At 62.6% G+C, this 18,006-nt stretch carries 18 protein-coding genes; 2 read left to right on the top strand and 16 right to left on the bottom strand.

Going from position 1 to position 18,006, the window contains the following annotated elements; all coding sequences use genetic code 11:
- Window positions 1–3: 3 nt before the first annotated feature.
- From fliM to fliF, 8 genes are all read right to left on the bottom strand, one after another.
- Window positions 4–984, bottom strand: a complete 981-nt coding sequence (fliM, locus tag ACN9MU_RS25300; protein ID WP_426163759.1) for a flagellar motor switch protein FliM — start codon at window positions 982–984, stop codon at window positions 4–6.
- A 14-nt stretch (window positions 985–998) separates the two neighbouring features.
- Complete coding sequence (gene fliL / locus ACN9MU_RS25295; protein ID WP_426343611.1) at window positions 999–1,517, bottom strand: flagellar basal body-associated protein FliL; 519 nt, start codon at window positions 1,515–1,517, stop codon at window positions 999–1,001.
- 129 nt (window positions 1,518–1,646) lie between these two features.
- On the bottom strand, window positions 1,647–3,110 hold the full coding sequence (locus ACN9MU_RS25290; protein WP_426343610.1) for a flagellar hook-length control protein FliK: 1,464 nt from the start codon (window positions 3,108–3,110) through the stop codon (window positions 1,647–1,649).
- A 12-nt stretch (window positions 3,111–3,122) separates the two neighbouring features.
- Entirely contained in the window at window positions 3,123–3,563 is a 441-nt protein-coding gene (fliJ, locus tag ACN9MU_RS25285) for a flagellar export protein FliJ (protein ID WP_426163753.1), read from the bottom strand.
- A gap of 34 nt (window positions 3,564–3,597) precedes the next feature.
- Complete coding sequence (gene fliI / locus ACN9MU_RS25280; RefSeq protein ID WP_426172295.1) at window positions 3,598–5,001, bottom strand: flagellar protein export ATPase FliI; 1,404 nt, start codon at window positions 4,999–5,001, stop codon at window positions 3,598–3,600.
- 1 nt (window position 5,002) lies between these two features.
- Window positions 5,003–5,749, bottom strand: coding sequence for a flagellar assembly protein FliH (locus ACN9MU_RS25275; RefSeq protein ID WP_426336281.1), 747 nt, complete (start codon window positions 5,747–5,749; stop codon window positions 5,003–5,005).
- Window positions 5,749–6,747 (bottom strand): flagellar motor switch protein FliG, encoded by a 999-nt coding sequence (gene fliG / locus ACN9MU_RS25270; RefSeq protein WP_426163749.1) that lies wholly within the window; start codon window positions 6,745–6,747, stop codon window positions 5,749–5,751. Before fliG ends, ACN9MU_RS25275 begins: the two co-directional genes overlap by 1 nt.
- Entirely contained in the window at window positions 6,740–8,476 is a 1,737-nt protein-coding gene (fliF, locus tag ACN9MU_RS25265) for a flagellar basal-body MS-ring/collar protein FliF (protein WP_426318966.1), read from the bottom strand. Before fliF ends, fliG begins: the two co-directional genes overlap by 8 nt.
- 169 nt (window positions 8,477–8,645) lie before the next feature.
- Here fliF and fliE point away from each other — a divergent pair, with 169 nt between their 5' ends.
- Window positions 8,646–8,987, top strand: coding sequence for a flagellar hook-basal body complex protein FliE (gene fliE, locus ACN9MU_RS25260; protein WP_426163745.1), 342 nt, complete (start codon window positions 8,646–8,648; stop codon window positions 8,985–8,987).
- A 76-nt stretch (window positions 8,988–9,063) separates the two neighbouring features.
- Here the strand turns inward: fliE and ACN9MU_RS25255 are convergent, their stop codons facing one another.
- The 8 genes from ACN9MU_RS25255 to ACN9MU_RS25220 form a co-directional block, all read right to left on the bottom strand.
- The gene (locus ACN9MU_RS25255; RefSeq protein ID WP_426318965.1) at window positions 9,064–9,798 is read right to left on the bottom strand and encodes a flagellar brake protein; all 735 of its coding nucleotides are present in this window, start codon (window positions 9,796–9,798) and stop codon (window positions 9,064–9,066) included.
- A gap of 26 nt (window positions 9,799–9,824) precedes the next feature.
- Complete coding sequence (locus ACN9MU_RS25250; protein WP_426163740.1) at window positions 9,825–10,181, bottom strand: EscU/YscU/HrcU family type III secretion system export apparatus switch protein; 357 nt, start codon at window positions 10,179–10,181, stop codon at window positions 9,825–9,827.
- Window positions 10,168–11,445: a flagellar hook-length control protein FliK gene (locus ACN9MU_RS25245; protein ID WP_426163738.1), complete on the bottom strand. Its 1,278-nt coding sequence runs from the start codon at window positions 11,443–11,445 to the stop codon at window positions 10,168–10,170. The genes ACN9MU_RS25250 and ACN9MU_RS25245 overlap by 14 nt, the downstream gene beginning before the upstream one ends.
- A gap of 14 nt (window positions 11,446–11,459) precedes the next feature.
- The gene (locus ACN9MU_RS25240) at window positions 11,460–11,786 is read right to left on the bottom strand and encodes a flagellar protein FliT (RefSeq protein WP_426318964.1); all 327 of its coding nucleotides are present in this window, start codon (window positions 11,784–11,786) and stop codon (window positions 11,460–11,462) included.
- A 12-nt stretch (window positions 11,787–11,798) separates the two neighbouring features.
- Complete coding sequence (gene fliS, locus ACN9MU_RS25235) at window positions 11,799–12,236, bottom strand: flagellar export chaperone FliS (protein ID WP_426163733.1); 438 nt, start codon at window positions 12,234–12,236, stop codon at window positions 11,799–11,801.
- A 21-nt stretch (window positions 12,237–12,257) separates the two neighbouring features.
- Window positions 12,258–14,912 (bottom strand): flagellar filament capping protein FliD, encoded by a 2,655-nt coding sequence (gene fliD / locus ACN9MU_RS25230; protein WP_426318963.1) that lies wholly within the window; start codon window positions 14,910–14,912, stop codon window positions 12,258–12,260.
- A gap of 182 nt (window positions 14,913–15,094) precedes the next feature.
- Window positions 15,095–15,466 (bottom strand): flagellar protein FlaG, encoded by a 372-nt coding sequence (locus tag ACN9MU_RS25225; RefSeq protein WP_426163728.1) that lies wholly within the window; start codon window positions 15,464–15,466, stop codon window positions 15,095–15,097.
- Window positions 15,467–15,542: 76 nt separating this feature from the next.
- Complete coding sequence (locus ACN9MU_RS25220) at window positions 15,543–17,003, bottom strand: flagellin (protein WP_426163726.1); 1,461 nt, start codon at window positions 17,001–17,003, stop codon at window positions 15,543–15,545.
- Window positions 17,004–17,351: 348 nt separating this feature from the next.
- Between ACN9MU_RS25220 and ACN9MU_RS25215 the strand changes: the two genes are divergently transcribed.
- Window positions 17,352–17,972, top strand: coding sequence for a hypothetical protein (locus tag ACN9MU_RS25215; RefSeq protein ID WP_426163724.1), 621 nt, complete (start codon window positions 17,352–17,354; stop codon window positions 17,970–17,972).
- The last annotated feature ends 34 nt before the right edge of the window (window positions 17,973–18,006 follow it).

Here is an 18,006-nt window from a genome sequence, read left to right as displayed (position 1 = left end):
GCTTTATTTCATATTATCCGCGTTTGCCAGCAGTTTCTCCACCTTCAATGCGTATTGCCCGTTCAACACCCCGTAGGTGCAATCGAGCACAGGCACGCCATCCACGGTCGCCTCGATGGTGTCCGGGATGTTGAGTGGGATCACGTCGCCGACCTTCATGTTCAGGATTTCGTCGAAATTGACCTTGGCAGTGCCGAGCTTGGCCACCAGTTCCACTTCGGCGATCTGGATCTGCTGCGTCATCAGGCGAATCCAGCGCTTGTCCACTTCCAGCGCCTCGCCCTGCAGCGAGGAGGTCAGCGCGTCGCGGATCGGCTCGATCATCGAGTACGGCATGCAGAAGTGGATCTGGCCCGATACGGACCCCAGTTCAATCGTGAAGGTCGACGCCACCACCACCTCGTTCGGCGTGGCGATGTTGGCAAACTGCGTATTCATTTCGGAACGGATGTACTCGAATTCCACCGGGTACACGGGTTCCCACGACTTGGTATAGGCCTCGAACACGATGTCGAGGATGCGCAGGATGATGCGCTGCTCGGTCTGGGTAAAGTCGCGGCCTTCCACGCGCGTGTGGAAGCGGCCGTCGCCGCCGAACAGGTTGTCGACCAGCAGGAACACCAGGCCCGGGTCGAACACCATCAGGGCGGTGCCGCGCAGCGGCTTCATGTGCACCAGGTTGAGGTTGGTCGGCACCACCAGGTTGCGGATGAACTCGGAATACTTGGAGACCCGCACCGAGCCCACCGACACTTCCGCGCTGCGGCGCAGGAAGTTGAACAGGCCCACGCGCAGCAGGCGCGCAAAGCGCTCGTTGATAATTTCCAGGGTCGGCATACGGCCCCGGACGATGCGTTCCTGCGTCGCCAGGTTGTAGGTCCGGACACCCGAGGTCTCCTCCGGCGCAGCGACGTCGTCCTGGTCGCCGTTGACGCCCTTCAGGAGGGCATCGACTTCTTCCTGGGAGAGAAAATTATCAGCCATGCTTCACCCGGGCCTTACTGGATGATGAATGCGGTAAACAACACTTCGGAGACTTCCTGCGGCTCGCCGCCGTTTTCAAACGGCAGGTTGACCGCTTCCATGATGTCCTTGCTCAATTGCTGCTTGCCTTCCGGAGTGTTGATCTCGGATGCGTGCTTGCTCGACAGCAGCAGCAGGATGCGGCTGCGCACCTTCGGCATATTGGTCTTGATGACCTCCGACTCTTCCAGGCTGCTGGCCTGCAGCGTGATCGCCAGTTGCAGGTACTGGTCGCCATTTTCCGGCTGCAGGTTGACCGTGAACTGGTCCACAGGGATATAGACCGGCGGGCCGGCTTTCTTGGCCGGTTTCTTGGCTTTCTTGTTGGGCTTGGCTTCTTCAGAATGTTCGTCGCCGCTATCGCCATGCAGCATGAACCAGGCCCCGGCGCCCCCGGCCAGTGCGAGCACCAGCACGGCTGTCAGGATGATGATCAGCTTTTTCTTACCGCCACCTGCCGGCGGTGCTGCTTCTGCCTTAGCATCAGCCTTCATTTTTGGATTCGCTTTCAATTCTGCTGCCTTGGATGCAAGAGTTGGATCATGACGCCATTATGTCATTATCGCGAAAGCTTTCGGGGAGCGATGCGCCGAAAAGAGGCAGGAAGCAGGGCTATCTCTGCCTTAGGCGAATGTATCGACAGCGCTGAGCACGCTGCGGCGCACTTGAGGGGCTGCTTGCGGGGCCTGCTCCCCATTGTCATTCTGTCCATCGGCGACGCCGCGGCCACGGCCGGCGGCTGCCATATCAGCGAACGCTTGCTGCTGGTCCTGGCTGCCGGAGGAAACGCTGGTGTCGCCGAGCGTGATGCCGGCTTCACCCATGGTTTCGCGCAGCTTCGGCAGTGCTTGCTCAAGCGCTTCGCGCACTTCCGGCTGGGCAGCGGTGAAGGCCACGCTGGCCTGGTCATTGGAGACGCTCAGCACCACTTGCAGCGGGCCGAGGTCGGGCGGGTTCAGGGTCAGGGTGGCGCTCTGCTCGCCGCCATTGACCATCCAGACAACTTTCTGGCCCAGCTGGTGATCCCAGCCCTGGCTGCCGACGCGGGCGTGCAGCTGGTTGCTGGCCAGGGCCTGGGCGGCTTGTGCATTCGCTGCGCCGGCTGGCGCCAGGGCGGTAGCGGCTGCCTGCAGGGCGCTGGCCTGCGGCTGGATGGCGTGTTTGGTGTCCAGCGCGGCGGCATCGGCGGCCTTGCCGGCGTCGGTGCTGGCCTGTTGCAGGGCGGCCTGGAAATCGCTGCGCGGTTGGGCGGCGGCTTTGTCGCTGCCGCCGGCAGCCGCGGACGATGCACTGGCGTCGCCGGTTTCGGCGGCTGCGCCGTGGCGTGCCTTCGCCAGCGCGTCTGCCAGGGATGGATCTTGTGCTTTGCCGGCGCCTTCTGCCGCAGCTTTCGCTGCCAGCAATGCTTCCTGGTCGACGGGCATGCCTTCCGCTGGCAGGCGCTCGGCAATGCTGCTCCTGCCGCCTTTGCCGGACAGTACGGCGTCGCTGGCCAGTTCGGTCTCGGTGGCCCGGCCGTCTTTGGTGGAGGCTGCTGCCGCAGCGGCTGCCGCGCTTGCTGCGCTGGCCGCGTCGGCCGCGGTTGGCTGGGCCAGGCCCTGGATCATGGCCAGCATGTCGGCGACGGCATCGTTGGCCGCTTGCTGGCTATCGGTTTCGTCGCTGGCCGCGCCGGCACTGCTGGAGGCGTTGGCGGCAGTGGCAGAGCTGGCAGATGCCGCGTCGGCCGGCGCCGGCTGCACGTCCGCAGGCGCAGCGGCATGATTGGCCTGGTTTGGCTGCTCGCTTTGCTGGGCCTTGGCAGGCGCCTGCGCTTGCGTGGCCGGTTTGTTGGCTGGCGCTGGCGCGCTGGATGCCGGTTTCGCTTGCTGGCTTGGCTGCTGCGCGGCAGGTTTCGGCGCCTCGGCGCGGCGCGGCGCGGCATTCGCTTGCGGCTGCAGCGATGGCGGCAAGGCCCTGGCCTGGCGTTCGATCTGGCTGTTCAGGGCCTGTGCGAACTGCTTGTCTTCCTGCGCGCCATTGGACGAACGGCTACCAGCCGAATTGCCGGAAAGAAGAGGGGAGTTCTGGACAGTCTGGGTTTGCATGATCGAATCGGTCTAGCGTTTGAAAAATGCCTGGCGGGAGGCGTGTTCATCCATGGCCTTCTGGTCGCGCTTGGCTTCCTTCTTGAGCTCCTGGGCTTCGGCCCGGTCGCGCAGGGTGGAATAGGACATGCGCTTGCGTTCGGCGTCCTGCCACAACTGCTTCTCCTTGTCGCCGCGTGCCTTGCTGTGACGGACCACTTCCTGCTGGCCCTGGATCGCAGTATCCAGTTTCTCCATGAAAGCCTGGAAATTGCGATACGCCATCGGCGTGATGCCTTGCTGCTGCGAAGCGTCGAAACGGCGGCCGTATTCGTCGCGGTAACCAACCAGCATGTTCAGCTTCTCTTCCGCGTCCGCCACGGCTTTCAAGGCCGCGCCAAGGCGCTTGGCAGCGTCGTCGGTTTCCCGCTGCGCCAGGTCGATCAGGGTTTCAAGTTGCTGGGTAGAGGCCATGATAGTCAATTATATGCAAGGCCAAACGCACCAATCAGTCGAATAGAGAGGTTAACTGCCCCAAGCTCTCGGGCATGTTCACCTGCTCCGTAATTTGCTGTTGCAGGAATTGTTCAATCTTATCGTGCAGGTTGATGGCCTGGTCAAGCACCGGATCGGTGCCCGGCGTGTACGCCCCGACAGCGATCAGGTCGCGGCTGCGTTCGTAGCGCGAAAACAACTGTTTCAGCCGGCGCGCCTGGTTCTGGTGGGTGTGCGATGTGATCGAGTGCATGGCACGGCTGATTGACTGTTCGATATCAATTGCCGGGTAGTGGCCGGCTTCGGCCAGGCGACGGTTCAGCACGATGTGGCCGTCCAGGATCGCGCGCGCCGAGTCGGCGATCGGATCCTGCTGGTCGTCGCCCTCGGTCAATACGGTGTAGAAAGCCGTGATCGAGCCGCCGCCCAGTTCGCCATTGCCGGCGCGCTCGACCAGCACTGGCAATTTTGCAAACACGGAAGGCGGGTAACCTTTGGTGGCTGGCGGCTCGCCAATGGCCAGGGCGATTTCGCGCTGCGCCATCGCGTAGCGGGTCAGCGAATCCATGATCAGCAGGACGTTCTGGCCCTTGTCGCGGAAGTGCTCGGCGATCGCGGTGGAATACGCCGCCCCCTGCATGCGCATCAGCGGCGGCGTGTCGGCCGGTGCTGCCACGACGACGGAACGGCGCAAGCCTTCCTCGCCCAGGATCTGCTCGATGAACTCCTTCACCTCGCGTCCACGCTCGCCGATCAGGCCGACCACGATGATGTCGGCTTCGGTGTAGCGCGCCATCATGCCGAGCAGCACGGACTTGCCGACGCCGGAGCCGGCAAACAGCCCCATGCGCTGGCCGCGTCCCACGGTCAGCATGGCATTGATGCAGCGCACGCCGACGTCCAGCGTTTCCACGATCGGTGCGCGGCCCAGCGGGTTGGCGGGACGCACATTGATCGGCGCCGAATCGCTGGTCTGGATCGGGCCCAGGCCGTCGAGAGGGCGGCCGGCGCCATCGACCACGCGGCCAAGCAGCTCGGGGCCAACGGGCAAATGGCGCGCGCGGTCGCTGGGGCGGCGGCGCGGGTGGTTGACGCTGCCGGGCTTCGGCACGCTCTGTTCTACCGGGAACACGCGGGTGCCGGGGATGATGCCTTCGACGTCGCTTTGCGGCATCAGGAACAGCTTGTCACCCTCGAAGCCGACCACTTCGGCTTCGACCTTGCCGCCGGAGGGCAGGGGCACGGTACAGGCCGCGCCGACCGCCAGGCGCAAGCCGACTGCTTCCATCACCAGGCCCGCCACGCGGGTGACGCGGCCCGACACTTGCATCGGTTCGACGAAATCGACCAGCGTTGCGCAATCGTTCAGGTAAGAACGCCAGCGGCCCGCGTGCACCTGTGGGTCGGGGGCGCCCATCTCAATCGATCCAGTCAATGTCTTTGCCAAGCGCCAGGCTCAGGCGCTGCCAGCGCGACGCCACGGTGGCATCGATCTGGTTGGAGGCTGTATCGACCTTGCACCCGCCACGTTCGACGGTCGGGTCGTCGATCACGCGCCAGCCGCCTTTGTCGAGTTCTTCCGCAATGCTCTCGCGCACCACGGCGGCGTCTTCCGGATTCAGGATCAGCAGTGCCGGCTGCTGCAGCACCGGCAGGTATTCGATGGCCTCGCGCACGATCGGCAGGATCAGTTCCGGCTTCACGCGCAGGGCAGTCTTGATCATGCCCTTGGCCAGGTGCAGCGCCAGTTCCAGCACCTCATTGCTGATGGCCTGGTCGGCTTCGCGCAGCGCGCTGCTGAAGTTGTCGGCGATCTCGCGCACCGGTGCAATCGCTTGCTCGGTGGCGGCGCGCGCTTCGTCCAGGGCCTGCGCCACGCCTTCGTCGTGGCCGGCCTTGAAGCCGGCGTCATAGCCCTGCTGGCGTGCTTCCTCGCGGATCGCGGCCAGTTCTTCTTCGCTTGGATATTCCGGGGCAGGAGCCGGTTCCGCCGCGTATTCGGCTTGCTCGACTTCCGCCTGTGCGGCGGCTTCGGCGGCCAGGGCGGCGCGCACTTCCGCCTCCTCGCGTTCGCGCTGGGCCACCACGCTCGGGCGCGCGTCGCCGAAGGATTGCAACTCCCAGCGCTGGTAGGCCGTCTGTTTTTCTTTCGGGATGCTTGTCATCAGACGAAGGAATCCTCACCCTTGCCGCCCAGCACGATCTGGCCTTCATCCGCCAGGCGGCGCACAATCTGCAGGATCTGCTTCTGCTGCGTCTCCACTTCGGACAGGCGTACCGGGCCTTTGTTTTCCAAATCTTCGCGCATCATTTCGGAGGCGCGCGCCGACATGTTCTTGAAGATCTTGTCGCGCAAGTCCTGCGAAGCGCCTTTCAGCGCAATGATCAGCATTTCGGACTGCACTTCGCGCAGCAGCAGCTGGATGCCGCGGTCATCGACGTCGATCAGGTTGTCGAACACGAACATTTCGTCCATGATCTTCTGCGCCATGTCGTTGTCGTAGTTCTTGATATTGTCCATCACGTTCTGTTCCTGTTCGCCGGACATGAAGTTCAGGATCTCGGCCGCGGCGCGCACGCCGCCCAGGGTCGATTTCTTGATATTTTCATTGCCGGACAGAAGCTTGGTCAGCACGTCGTTCAGCTCGCGCAAGGCGGCCGGCTGCACCCCATCCAGCGTGGCGATCCGCAGCACCGCGTCGTTGCGCAGGCGGTCGGTGAAGTGGCCCAGGATTTCGCAGGCCTGGTCGCGCTCCAGGTGGACCAGGATGGTGGCGATGATCTGCGGATGTTCGTTGCGGATCAATTCGGCGACCGATTGCGAATCCATCCACTTCAGCGATTCGATGCCGGAAGCATCCTTGCCGCCCAAAATGCGCGACAGCAGGACCGACGCCTTGTCGTCGCCCAGCGCCTTGGTCAGCACCTGGCGGATGTATTCGTCCGAATCGAGGCCCACGGTGGAAGCGGCCGCGTACTGGTCGCGGAAATCGTCCAGCACGTCAACCACCATTTCATGCGGGATGTTCTTCATGGTGGCCATCGATGCGCCCAGCTTCAGCACCTCGCGCGGGCCGAGGAACTTCATCACCTCGGCCGCCTCGGCTTCGCCCATGGCCAGCATCAGGATGGCGGCCTTTTGCAGTCCGGTATTCTCAGTCATTGTTGCCTATCCATTCCTTGATGACGTTGGCGACGATGCGCGGATCTTCCGCAGCCAGTTTCTTCGCCAGCGCCAGGTTGTCGCGGTAGGTGCGGGCAGTGTTTTCTTCCATCTTGGCGATCTCCTCCGCCAGCAATTCTTCCGGTGTCGGGCCGACTGGTTCCACGATAGGCTCCGGTTCTGGTTCCGGTTCCGGTTCATTGATCTGGTCGATCTTCTTGAATACCGGACGCATCATCGGACGCACGATACGCAGCAGGATGTACAGCAGGATCAGGGCCGTAATCAGGAACTTCGCCAGTTCCTTGGCCAGCGGCAGGTTGGCCGGGTCGCGCCACCATTCGAGCGGTGCCTCCGGTTCCCTGTCGACGCCGTCGAATGGCGCGTTGGCCACGCTGACGGAATCGCCGCGGTCCTGGTTGTAGCCCATGGCTTCCTTGACCAGGCTGTTGATCTTGGCCATTTCGTCAGCGCTGAGCGGCTTGACGACGACCTTGCCGTTTTTATCGATGGTCCGACGATAGTTTACTACGACGCCGACGGTCATGCGCTTCAGTCCGGCCATTGCCTTCTGTTCATAGCGCACCGTCTTGTCGACTTCATAATTGGTTGTCGATTCCTTATGGCTTGGCCCGGCCGCGGCAGTCGCGGCGCCTGTGCCTGGCTGCCCCGGCGCACCGGCAGCGCCTGGCGGCGTGGTCGTCAGCGGGGCCGTGGCAACGCCCGGCGGCTGGTTCGACAGGGCGCCAGGAATGCCGCCGGGGTTGGCGTTGGCATTGCCGCTGGTCTCGCTGCTTTGCTGGCTGCGGATGGCCGAAGCGGCGGGCGGCGAGTTCGGCTTGTAGGTCTCGGCGGCTTGTTCGATGGCGGAGAAGTCGACGTCGGCCACAGCCTCGGCGCGCACATTGCCTTCGCCCACGATCGGGGTGATGATCGACTCGACCTGCTTGATGACTTGCTTCTGCATCTCCTGCACGTACTTGAGCTGGGATGCGTCGAGGTTCTTGGCGTTGTTGGCCGCGTTGCCGTTCTTGTTGATGTCGGACACCAGGTTGCCGGCCTGGTCGACCACGGTCACATTGGCCGGCGACAGCTCCGGCACGGAAGAAGCGACCAGGTGCACGATGGCGCTGACCTGGGCCGGATCGATCATGCGGTTGGCGTGCAGTTGCAAGATCACCGAAGCGGTGGGCTTCTGTTGGTCGCGGACGAAGACCGAAGGCTTCGGCAGGGCCAGGTGCACGCGCGCCGACTCCACCGCGCCGATGGACTGGATGGAGCGCGCCAGTTCGCCTTCCAGGGCGCGCTGGTAATTGACCTGTTCCAGGAACTGGGATACGCCCAGCTTCTGGTTTTCCATGACCTCAAAGCCGACATTGCCGCCTTTCGGCAAGCCCTGCTGGGCCAGGCGCAAGCGCACATTGTGCACTTGCTCGGCGGGCACGAGGATGGCCTGGCCGCCTTCGGCCAGCTTGTACTTGACCTGCATCTGGTCCAGTGCAGCGGTGATGGCGCCGCCATCCTTGTCGGTGTAATTGGCGAACAGGACCTTGTAATCCGGTTCCTTATTCCACATCCACAGGATCAGGATGAGCGCCAGGACGCCTGCCACGGCAGCGCCGCGAATCACCATCTTGCCCATAGGGGTCTGGAAGAAGGCGAAGCGGCCCCTGGGCGCCTGTTGGGCTTCTGGATCGTCGATATCGATTTGTTCGGCGGCTGCAGCCATGGGTAATCACTGTGGGTTAATGGGCCTGTTGCACATTATCAGGCGATGTTGCGTCCTTTAAATGCGTGAACAGGAGGCCGTTTGCCTTGCTGCTCAAGGCTATCCCCTTGCTTTCACACGGGTATTCTGGAAGCCTGAAAACAGGAATATTGTATCTTGGAGTCAACTAATGAGAACAGGCGGAATTGATTCTAGCCAAATCCAGGCCATGATCGCCCAGCTGCATGCGGCGGCCACGCGGCCGTCAGCCACGCCCCCGGTGATCCAGACCGAGAAAGTGGCCGAGAAGCCCGACTTCACCAACGCCCTGAAAGGCGCGCTGGACGCGGTGCAGGCCAGCCAAGACAAGGCCGAAGGACTGACCAAGCGTTTCCAGATGGGGGACGATTCGGTCAACCTGTCGGACGTGATGATCTCGATGCAGAAAGCCAGCATCAACTTCCAGGCCACCGTCCAGGTGCGCAACAAGCTGGTGCAGGCCTACCACGACATCATGAACATGCAGGTTTGAAAGTCGGGGTCAGGTCTGGCAATCGGACAAATCGCGACGCGATTTGTCCGATTGCCAGACCTGACCCCGACTTTCATCATTCCAGGCCGGCGATGCGGGCGTTGCGTTCCCGCTCGAGCTTGGTGATGTAGCGCTGTACGGCGGTCAGCGAGGAGCGCGGCATGTCGACGAATTGGCAGCCGAGGCGGCGGTTGGTTTTGTTGTTTAAAAGCGTCAGGTCCAGCGAGTTGCGGATCTGCAGGCCGGTGGTGATCGTGGCCACTTCGGGCAGTTCAATGCGGCAGTCGTTGTAGACCTTGCCAATCGTGTCGCCCAATTCCAGGCTGTTGTCGAGGATCGCAATGCCGCCGCAGCTGATGTCGGACAGCGGGAACGGCTTGCTGCCGCCGCCCAGCTCAGCCGGCTGCGGGATCAGGACGCGCACGGGGTTGGTGACCGGCGTGGCGATGCGGTAGAACTCGCGGCGCTGCAGGCGCACCAGGCTGGCCGGCAGCGGCATCTTGAAGGCCGGGCTGCCTTCGAACGTGGTCGATTCGATGTGCTCACCGCTGAACATGATGCGGATCTTGTCCAGCGTGGTTTCGAAGGAAAGCCTTTTTGCGCCAAGGATGCGGCGGTTCTGGTCGGGGCTGATGGAGCAGTCGAGGATGACGTTGCCGCCCTCGGCATCGACTTCCAGGATCGACGTGACGCAGACATCGGACTCGCCCTTGATGAGCATGCGGATCAACTGGTTTTTCTCGCCGATACTGCGCAGCAGCGCAGTGATCTCACGGCGCGATGCGACCTCGAAATCATGCCAGTTTTCCATGTCCGATTCCGAAATATAGCTGTGCATCAAAGTCCGTTTTCTGGGGATTCATTCGGTACGCTGAGATCGGGCGCCGGGGGCGGGGGCTGGCCAGTCTTTTGCGCTGCTTCAATATGATAAAGCCACGCTAACAGTTCCGCAATTACACGGTAGAGCAGTGGCGGGATCTGCTGGTCCAGGTCCACTTCCATCAGCAGCGATACCAGTTCTTTCGACTCGTGGATGTGCACGCCATGTTCGGCGGCGACGGCAATGATTTGCTCGGCCACCAGCCCGCGTCCTTTGGCGACGACTTTTGGTGCCGCTTCGCCGCTCTTGTAGGCGAGGGCGACGGCACTTTGCAGCGGCTTGCGCGGCTGCTCGTTCTGCTCACTCGGCGCCATCGTTGCCCTCCGCGTTGATGGCGAGGGAGGTCAGCGGTGCGCCTGCGGCATCCATGGCTTGCTGCAAGGCGCTGGCCCAGGCGCGCAGGGTGGCAGCCGTGTCTTCCGAACCGGACTGGACAGCAATATGCACCTGGTCGCCGACCAGGGTGACGTTGGCCGCGACCTTGCCCAGCATGGGGAAACGGAAGCGCACGCCGCTGCGCCAGACGGGATCGGCTTCACCGTCGCGCCCCTCGCGGCGGCTGCCTTTGCCGCCGGCTTCGCCTTGCTGGTCGCGCTCGACCAGCCATTGCATTTGCTGGCCGGGCCAGGCTTCGCCTTGCCACATGACCTTGCCTTGTTCGTGGGTGTGCAACTGCTGGTTGATCATTTGCGCGGCGGACAGATCGGGGCCTGCCAACGCTTTCGCCACGGCATCAGCCTGGCTTTGTCCCGCACCTTGCGCGGCAGCCTGGCGCTGCATTTGCGGCTCGCGCTGCAAGTCTTGCAGCGAACGCTTGCCTGAGGCCCATTCGGCCACATGGGATTCGTAAAACAGGCCGCTGTCGCCTAGGGCGCGCTGCAAGCCCTGGCTGAGTTTTCCCGTATCGGGCGGGCCGCCGGCACTGAGCGGCGCCTTGCCGTTAATGGTGACCGGCATGCCCGGCGTCGTGTAGGCGGAGGCCAGTGCGCTGGCGATGGCGCGTGCGGCGGGACTGAGCGCGGCCTGCGGCGTGTCCTTGCCGAGCGAGGGCAACTGGTCGGACGGCACCAGCGGGGCTTTGCTGAGCAGGGCAGCGCCTGCACTCAGCGCGCGGCCCTGGGCTTGCGCGGCGCCAGTTTGGCCGGCTTCTGCGCCGCCGGCTGCCTGCGGTTGCTTGCCGCTCAGGTTCAGGATGGCCGCTTCCTGCGAAGGCAGGCGCCCTTGGGCCGGCATGTCGGGCATCTGGTCGCCCGACACGAAGGTCGCCATCTGGCCCGCTTGCGGACTGCCGGCGCCCACCTGCAGCGTGGCGCGCGGTTGGCCGCTGACGACGGTCAGAGGCAGTTCATCGCCGGCATTGATGCCGTTTGGCAGCAACATGCGCGCATTGGTATCGGCCACGCGCACCAGGAAACTGCCATCGGAGAATTTGCTGAGGACCTGGGCGGGCAGGGTTTGCCCGACCATTTGCGAGAGGGCGCGCTGGAAGGCTTCCTGGCGCGGTGCGGCAACCGCTGGCGCGGCCGAAGCCGCGCTGGTGGCGCTGACGCCCCGGACATCCAGGCGCGGGGGCAGCATGGCAGCCGCCCCGCTCAGACGGCGCCGTAGGCGGCGGCCAGGCGCCGTTCAGTGCCGGTGTTGTTGATCAGTTTGGACAGCTGGGCCATCCAGGGCATGGTCAGGTCGCGGATCTGGCGGTCGTCGTCCAGCATCTGCTTGATCAGGCCCAGCTTCTGCTGGCGCTCGGCGGCGTCCAGCACGACTGCTTCCTCATTGCCGCGCAGCAGGGCCACCTGGGCCGCTACCTGGCTTTCCAGCACTTCCAGTCCGTCCCAGTCGGACATCGTTGCTGCCGCCACCATCTTGTGGGTCAGTGCTGCCATGGCGGTGTAGGCGGTCAAAATTTCCACGTTCGTCATTGTCATCCTCGATTACATGCTGGACAAAGCAGCAGGCTGGGCATTGGTGGTCGCGGCAGGGTTGCCGCCGATCTGGTTCCAGGTATCGCGCAGGTCGGCCAGCAGGCCGCGCACTTCGTCCAGGATTTCCGGACTGTTCTTTATGTTTGCTTCGAGCAAGCGGCGGCTCATGTAGTCATACAGGGCATCCAGGTTGCGGGCGATCTCGCCGCCGGCTTCCTTGTCCAGGCTGGCACGTAAGCCGTCGTCGATGATGCGGATGGCTTTGGAGATGGCTTTGCCTTTTTCTTGCACATTACCTGCATTCATTTGGGTCTGCGCAGTCATGATCGCAGCCAGGGCGCCGTCGTACAGCATGACGATCAGCTTGTGCGGCGAAGCGGAGCTGACGCCGGTTTCCAGACCGACTTTCGCGTAGGCGTTGACGCCGCGTGAAGTAGTTCCAAACATAATCTCTCCTTATTCCTGCGCTCAGCTGTTGGAGGCAATAGCCGCCAGTTGCTGAGTCAAATACGCTTGCGTGCTCTGCATTTTCGCCAAGGTCGCATCAAGCCGCGTAAATTGGGTGCGGTAGCGTTTTTCAATGTCGTCCAGCTTGGAAGAGAAGGCGTCGCGCTGTTTGGCCACGTCCTTGATGCTCTTGTTTAAGCCTTCGGTCACGGTCGTCAGCAAGCCTTTGCTGCCCAGGAATGACGTGGCCAGGTTGTTGAGCTGGTAGGCATAGCCTTGCGAGAAGGAGACGGTGCCGCGATCGCCGAGGGCGCCGCCGGTAATGTCGATTTTCAGGCCTTCCGCATCGGTGCCCTCGGCGCCGGTGAGGGTCTGTCCGGTTCCGACCACTGCCTTGCCACCCAGGGTGCCGGCCACGTCGGTGCCGACCACCGGCGTTGCGCCGCCGAACACGCTGTCCACGGTGCTGCCGCTGACACTGGTCAGGGCGATATTCGAGGCCGAGCCGTATTTGCTGGACGAGAGCACCAATTTGCCGCTGCCGTCGATCGCTGCGGTGACGCTGGAACCGGTATCCGAGAAGGCTGCTGTGCCGTTGATCGATGACTGTACGATCTTGGCCAGTTCGGCGGGCGAATAGGTGCCTGCCGGGATGGTGACATTGGCGATATTTTTCGAGTTGCTGGGCGTGGTGTCGTTCAGGGTCACCGCCCAGGTGGTGTTGGCGGCAATCGTGGTGCTGCCCAGCGCTGCCGAGCTGGTCAATGCACCCTGGCTGGCCAGTGCCGTGATGTTCAGCGCATAGCTGCCCGGCTTGGTTTTTGCAGTCGAGCTGACAAAGCTGACGTTCGGGTCGGTGGCATTGCCGATCGCGGTAAACAGGCCGGCGATGTCGCCGAAATTCTTCTCGATTGCCTTGTTCAGCTTGGCGTCGTCGAGGCTGAGCGTGCCGTCTTTTGCAAAGGAAATGCCTACCTGGCCCATATTGGTCAGGCTGCCGGACAGGCCGGTGATCTGGCCGCTCATCATGCGGCGCAATTGCGCCTGCATCGACTGGGCGGTCGGGTCGCCTTGCAGCGCGCCGGCTTTCTTGGTTTCCGGGTCATAGGCGGTGAGTTTTTTCAGCGCGCCGTTGAGTTCGTTGTACGCCTTGACGAAGGCCGTCAGATTGGTCTTCACGCTGTTGGTGTCGCGGGCAACATTCAGCGTCGTGCTGCCGACCTGGTTGACCGTCAGGCCCACGCCCTGGATCGATTCGTTGACAGTGTTGGAGTGGCTGCTGACGGCAATGCCGTTGACAGTCAGCTTGGTGTCCTGGGCAGCACTGGTCTGCTGCATCGACTGGGTGCCGGCCGGATCATAGCTGAGCAGGCTGCTCAAGGCCGCGTCCGGCGGGTTGCTGCCATCACCGCTCAGGCTGATCTTCATGGCCGCGTTTTCGCCGGTCTTGTTCGACGTCAGCACCAGACGGTACGGGGACGCGCTGCCGTCGGACACGATGGTGGCGGTCACGCCCAGGCTGGCTTTGTTGATGGCGTCAGCCACGCCTTGCAGGGTGTTGTTGGTGCTGTCGATGACGACGGAACCCGTTGGCTGGCTGGCATCCTGGCTGAAACCACCGCCCAACATGCTGCCGCCGGTGCCGGCAGTCAGGCCGGCGGCGGCAGGATTGTTGCCGGCGATGGTGATTGGGCTGCCGTTGGCCGAGGTCAGGGTGACGCTGCTGGCCGAAGCGTAGGTGGCCCCGGCATTCGCGGCGCCCGCCGCAGTCTTGGCGCCGCCGGTGACGCCGCTGGCGGTTTCGGTGATGGCCACGCTGGCGCCGCTGGCACTGCGGAATTCCAGGGTGCCGGCGGCGGCACTGCCGGTAAACGTGATGCCGGCAGCAGCGAGTGCGGTAGCGGTGGCGCCGCCCGCATTGGCCAGGTCGGCATCGAGGGAAGCAGCCGTGACGCCGGCGCCCGCCGCGACGCCTGCTCCCTGGCTGGCGATCGTGACGTTGCCGACTTTCAGCGCGTAAGAGCCCGTGCCATCGGTCGCCACGTCGCCAAAGGTGGAGAAAATATTCGCCACCGTGGCAGTGACGCCGGTCGTGCTGGTCTTGTCATTGATGGCATTTGCCAGTGCCGTGGCGCTATTGGTGCCGCTTGAGGTTGGAATGGCAGTGCCGTTGATGCTGAGCGAGCCATTGGCCAAGCCGTTGGCCAGCATCGATGAGCTCAGGCCCGTGCCTTGCAAGCCGAAGCTGCCGCTGGCCGTACCGAACTGGAAGGACAGGGTCGTCGAACCGCCCAGGCCGATAGTCGACGTCTTGCTCGCCAGGCCAGTGGTCATCAGGGTCTGCGCCTGCGCCAGCTGGCTGACATTGATCTTGTAATTGCCCGCCACTGCCTTGGCCGAAGCGCTGGCAGTCAGCAAATCCTTGTTGCCTACCGTGGTAGAGAAGCCTTTGAAGGAGTTGGCCGAGGTCAGGCCGCCCAGGGCGCTCTGGAACACGCCGACCGCTGCGGTCAGTGAGCCGAAGGCGCTCACCTTGGCCTGGTAGGACGCGGTCTTGCGGTCGTAGCCCGCCAGTGGCGCCGCTTCGGCCGCCATGAGTTTGTCGACGATGTCGTTGACCTGCAAGCCGGAACCGATACCGGGAGATGATAGTGCTGGGGTGCTGGAAAGGGCCACGGCAAACTCCTGAGGAAACAAGATAAGTCTAACTTGTTTACGGCAGAATCAAAGGGGACTTGAGAGGGGGAAATACCTGTTTATTCTTGTCTGAAATGACAAGCTTCCCTGCGGCCAGCATAGCGCAAAAAAGCCCGGGCTGCCGCAAGGGCAGGCCGGGCCGGGAACGCTGTTGCTAGTGGTCAGGCTTCCTGATCGACCAGCAAACCCCTGAAGGCGTCGATCGCCTTGGCGATCTCCAGGGCTTCCGGAGTCGGAATCTGGCGCAGCACTTCCTGGGTATGCAGGTCAATCACTTTGACGACGGTGCGGTGGCTGTCATCGTCGATCGAGAACAGCAGGCTTTGGGCCCGCTGCTGCACCGACTTGTTCAGCTTTGCAACGGCTTCTTCCACATCCTTCTTGGAAGGCGTTGCTTCCTTGGCCTTGACCGCATCGATGGTTTCCACCGCAGCAGCCGGGCTGCGGCCTGCCACCGGGAGGGCCACGAAATCCGGGACCGCGATGCCGCGGTCAGCGCGCGGCACAGTAGCAGTTATTGAATCGATAGTCATACAGACCTCCTACGGAAAATTCCCCGGTCCGGCGAACCGGAGCGGGGAACCGCTTTTTTACCTAGCTTATTGGCGATTAGCCGCGCAGCAGGCTCAGCACGCCGTTAGGCAGCGAGTTAGCCTGGGCCAGCATCGCGGTACCAGCTTGTTGCAGGATCTGGCCGCGGGTCAGGCTTGCGGTTTCTGCAGCAAAGTCGGTGTCCACGATACGGCTGCGCGATGCAGACAGGTTCTCGGTCGTCGCGCTCAGGTTCGAGATCGTCGAGGAGAAGCGGGACTGCAGTGCGCCGAACGATGCGCGCTGGCTGTTCACCGAAGCCAGGGCGGCGTCAGCGATCTTGATTGCCAGCTGGGCGTTGTCGAAGGTCGTCACGTCCAGGGTTGCCACCGATTTCAGGGTCGAACCACCAGCCAGGCTGAAGCCAGTTGCAGCGGCTTCCGTCACCGAGAACGAGCTCTCGGAGTCCATGGTCACGCGGCCCATCACGGTCGACACAGCAGCTGCTGCAGTCATCGCGTTGGCTGCACCGTTCAGCGCGCCAGCGGCGTTGTAGTTCTGTGCGCTCAAGACAGTGTTGCCACCGGTCTTGGTGTTGGTCAGCTTGATGTCGGAGCCGGTCGAGTGCGACAGTTTCAGCTTGTTATTGGTCTCGTCGTACTGGGCAGTCACGCCGGTCTTGGACGATTGTGCATTGAAGGCATTGATCGCCGAAGCATAGTCGTCGGCCGAGTTGGCACCGGTACCGATGGTGAAGGACACGGTCACTGGGGAGCCAGCGTTGTCGCCTTCGACGGTCATGGTGTAGGACTCAGCGCCCAGGGTCAGTGCAGCGTCGGTTTTGGCCGATGCAGTGACGCCGGTGTTGGCGGTCTGTGCGTTGATGCTGGCAGCGACCGACTTGGCGGTGCTGGTAGCGGCCAAGGTGGTGATGGTTGCCGAACCGCGGGAACCGTTGATGGTCGCGGTGGTGGCAGCCGAGGTGTTGGCAGCGGTCACGGCAGCAGGCGCGCCTTCGATACGGTTGTCGCCGTAGGTGCTGGTCAGGAAGTTGGCGCCAACAGCCTGGATGGTCTGGTTGGCGTCAGCGCCGACCTGGAAGGTGGCGGTGCCCATCGAGCCGTCCAGCAGGTTTTTGCCGTTGAAGTTGGTGGTCTGGGCAACGCGGTTCAGTTCGGATGCCAGTTCGCCAACTTCAGTCTGCAGCGCCTGACGGTCCGAAGCCGAGTTGGTTGCGTTGGAGGACTGCACTGCCAGTTCACGGATACGCTGCAGGATGTCGCCGGAGGAAGCCAGCGCGCCTTCAGCGGTTTGAGCCAGCGAAACGCCGTCGTTGGCGTTGCGCATTGCCTGGTTCATGCCGCGAATCTGGGAATTCATACGGTCCGAAATTGCCAGGCCAGCCGCATCGTCCTTAGCGCTGTTAATACGCAGGCCGGAGGACAGACGTTGCAGGGAGGTCGACAGGCTGCTCTGGGATGCGTTCAGGTTGCGCTGCGAGTTCAGGGACGAGATGTTGGTGTTAATTACGGAAGCCATGGTATTTCTCCATTCGGTACTACTGATTGGGCAATTTGCTCATTCACTTTGGCCCGCCACGCTGTTCTTGTGACGATCAAGCCGCTGTTGTTTTGGGTAACGGTTGCCGCACGGGAACCTTTAGGGCGATTTAGCCGGCAAATCCCCCTGTTTTACCCCTCAAGTTGCCTACGGAGTGCCGCTTAGTCGGCGGGCTTTTCATGAACTTTAGGCCGAAAAAAAATATTTTTCACGCGCAAAAAAAGTTCGGCGGGCGGAGAAATAGGGATGTTTATGCTTGGTAATTAACGTTTGCATTTGGAAATATATTGAGTACTATGCAATTCCGATAACTCTTTGTTAATCACAATGCATATTCTCCCTCAACGTTTGGCTGCCGCCTTATGCGCCGTGGCTTGTACCCAGGCGTGCGCCGGCGTCCTGCCCGTCGTCGACGTCAATAACCCGGTCAGTTGGCCGGGCGCCGCGGTCGATGCGATCCATAGTCATTACCAACAGCATTTTTTCGCGACCCAAACCGGACTCCTGTCGGGATTGGGCATATTCACGGCCCCCGGCTACACTTGGCAGACGACCAGCGTCAAGATCAAGATTGGCGGCGGCGACAGCTGGCAGACCGATGGCTGGACTGCACCGTTTACGTCTCGCCTGGACGGGACGCTGGTCGATTTGACAGGCTTTAAGCTGCACGTGAATGCAGGTGACGACATCGTCTTTGATGTTGGCGGTGGTGGCAGCGCATTCATGGTGCAGCATGGCTTGGGGCCGCTGTACGAAAAGAACAACTTTTCGGATTTCCCGATGCGGAGAACCGACCGCTCGTTGGCCTTCACCACCTGGATGATCCCGGACCCTGCCGCAACGGATCCGGCCTCCGATGTGCCGGCGCCAGGCGCCGGCATGCTCACGCTGCTGGGCTTGGCGATGCTGGCGCTGGCACGAAACCTGGCGGCCCGGCGCGTGCGCTAAATAGAAAAGAGCCCGCCATGGGCGGGCTCTTTCG

Source organism: Pseudoduganella sp. R-32 (assembly GCF_049913245.1).
Classification (GTDB): domain Bacteria; phylum Pseudomonadota; class Gammaproteobacteria; order Burkholderiales; family Burkholderiaceae_D; genus Rugamonas.
The sequence above is the reverse complement of the archived record's forward strand: the minus strand, read 5'-3'. Positions and strand labels throughout refer to the sequence as shown.

Excerpts from the sequence above, each read along its gene's own strand:
- fliE (WP_426163745.1), top strand. The coding sequence starts at position 8,646 with ATGAGAACAGGCGGAATTGATTCTAGCCAAATCCAGGCCATGATCGCC.
- fliL (WP_426343611.1), bottom strand. The coding sequence starts at position 1,517 with ATGAAGGCTGATGCTAAGGCAGAAGCAGCACCGCCGGCAGGTGGCGGT.
- fliF (WP_426318966.1), bottom strand. The coding sequence starts at position 8,476 with ATGGCTGCAGCCGCCGAACAAATCGATATCGACGATCCAGAAGCCCAA.
- fliI (WP_426172295.1), bottom strand. The coding sequence starts at position 5,001 with ATGGGCGCCCCCGACCCACAGGTGCACGCGGGCCGCTGGCGTTCTTAC.
- ACN9MU_RS25240 (WP_426318964.1), bottom strand. The coding sequence starts at position 11,786 with ATGACGAACGTGGAAATTTTGACCGCCTACACCGCCATGGCAGCACTG.
- fliM (WP_426163759.1), bottom strand. The coding sequence starts at position 984 with ATGGCTGATAATTTTCTCTCCCAGGAAGAAGTCGATGCCCTCCTGAAG.
- ACN9MU_RS25255 (WP_426318965.1), bottom strand. The coding sequence starts at position 9,798 with ATGGAAAACTGGCATGATTTCGAGGTCGCATCGCGCCGTGAGATCACT.
- ACN9MU_RS25290 (WP_426343610.1), bottom strand. The coding sequence starts at position 3,110 with ATGCAAACCCAGACTGTCCAGAACTCCCCTCTTCTTTCCGGCAATTCG.
- ACN9MU_RS25215 (WP_426163724.1), top strand. The coding sequence starts at position 17,352 with ATGCATATTCTCCCTCAACGTTTGGCTGCCGCCTTATGCGCCGTGGCT.
- ACN9MU_RS25250 (WP_426163740.1), bottom strand. The coding sequence starts at position 10,181 with ATGGCGCCGAGTGAGCAGAACGAGCAGCCGCGCAAGCCGCTGCAAAGT.
- ACN9MU_RS25245 (WP_426163738.1), bottom strand. The coding sequence starts at position 11,445 with ATGCTGCCCCCGCGCCTGGATGTCCGGGGCGTCAGCGCCACCAGCGCG.
- fliS (WP_426163733.1), bottom strand. The coding sequence starts at position 12,236 with ATGTTTGGAACTACTTCACGCGGCGTCAACGCCTACGCGAAAGTCGGT.
- fliG (WP_426163749.1), bottom strand. The coding sequence starts at position 6,747 with ATGACTGAGAATACCGGACTGCAAAAGGCCGCCATCCTGATGCTGGCC.
- fliJ (WP_426163753.1), bottom strand. The coding sequence starts at position 3,563 with ATGGCCTCTACCCAGCAACTTGAAACCCTGATCGACCTGGCGCAGCGG.
- ACN9MU_RS25275 (WP_426336281.1), bottom strand. The coding sequence starts at position 5,749 with ATGACAAGCATCCCGAAAGAAAAACAGACGGCCTACCAGCGCTGGGAG.
- ACN9MU_RS25225 (WP_426163728.1), bottom strand. The coding sequence starts at position 15,466 with ATGACTATCGATTCAATAACTGCTACTGTGCCGCGCGCTGACCGCGGC.
- ACN9MU_RS25220 (WP_426163726.1), bottom strand. The coding sequence starts at position 17,003 with ATGGCTTCCGTAATTAACACCAACATCTCGTCCCTGAACTCGCAGCGC.